Annotated in this window: 1 pseudogene; it reads right to left on the bottom strand. The window is 69.9% G+C overall.

Annotated features, from left to right (window positions below):
* Window positions 1-438: 438 nt before the first annotated feature.
* Window positions 439-1088, bottom strand: a pseudogene (locus tag ACWF94_RS40910) (FAD-dependent oxidoreductase); the annotation flags it as partial.

Below are 1088 nucleotides of genomic sequence, written 5' to 3'. Positions count from 1 at the left end.
CCGAAATCATCCAAGTGGCGCGCGATGGTCAACTTGTCCGCCACCGTGAGATTGATGCCCTCCCGCTGCGCACCGTCACGGAGAGTCGTATCGAACACATGAAAGCTGTCGTGTGTCATGGCGAGTGTTTCCTGTCCAGGTCTGCCGGGGGCCGGGTAAGGCCGCTTGTGTCGGGGCCGCTGATGGCGAAAACAAAAAGACCCCTCGCGGAATGCGAGAGGTCTGCGTGCGGGCGGCGAGCCGCCTGGGAGGGATCGCCCCCAGGCTATCTCGGTGCCGGCACGCCGGCGCGAATAATGAACTGGCGCTGCATGGCGGGGATTCTCACACGGGCGGGCCGCCGCCGGAAAGCCCATCTCACCCTTCGGACACGCCGTCCGGTCGCGGACCGCGCCGCCCCCGGACGGCCACCTCACATCGCCACCGGTGCCCGGTGGCTCAGTCCTCCAGTACGGCCATGGCCGCGTTGTGGCCGGGGATCCCGCTCACCCCGCCGCCCCGTACCGCGCCGGCGCCGCAGAGCAGCACGTTGCGGTGCGAGGTCTCGACGCCCCAGCGACCGGTGCCCCTGGACTCGTCGGCGAACGGGAAGGCCAGCGACCGGTGGAAGATGTTTCCCCGGGGCAGGCGCAACTCCCGCTCCAGGTCCAGCGGGGTCTTGGCCTCGATGCACGGCCTGCCGTCGCGGTCGAGCGCCAGGCAGTCGGCGATCGGCTCGTCCAGCAGTGCGTCGAGTTGGGCGAGCGCCCCTTTGAGCAGGGTCTCGCGCTTCGCGTCGTTGCCCTCCGCGAAGAGCCTCGCGGGCGTTTGGAGTACGAACATCGTCAGCGTCTGACAGCCGCGCTCGACCAGTTCCGGGGAGAGGACGGTCGGGTCGGTGAGCGAGTGGCAGTAGATCTCCGACGGCGGCGCGGACGGCAGCGTGCCCGCCTCGGCCTCCCGGTAGGCCGCCTCCAGCTGTCCGTAGCCCTCGGCGATGTGAAAGGTGCCGGAGAACGCCTCGCGCGGGTCGACGGAGGTGTCGCGCAGCCGCGGCAGGCGGCGCAGCAGCATGTTCACCTTGAGCTGGGCCCCCTCGGCCCGCTTCG

This window comes from Streptomyces sp. NPDC055078 (assembly GCF_053607985.1).
Note: the sequence above shows the minus strand (reverse complement) of the source record. Positions and strands in the feature narration are given on the sequence as shown.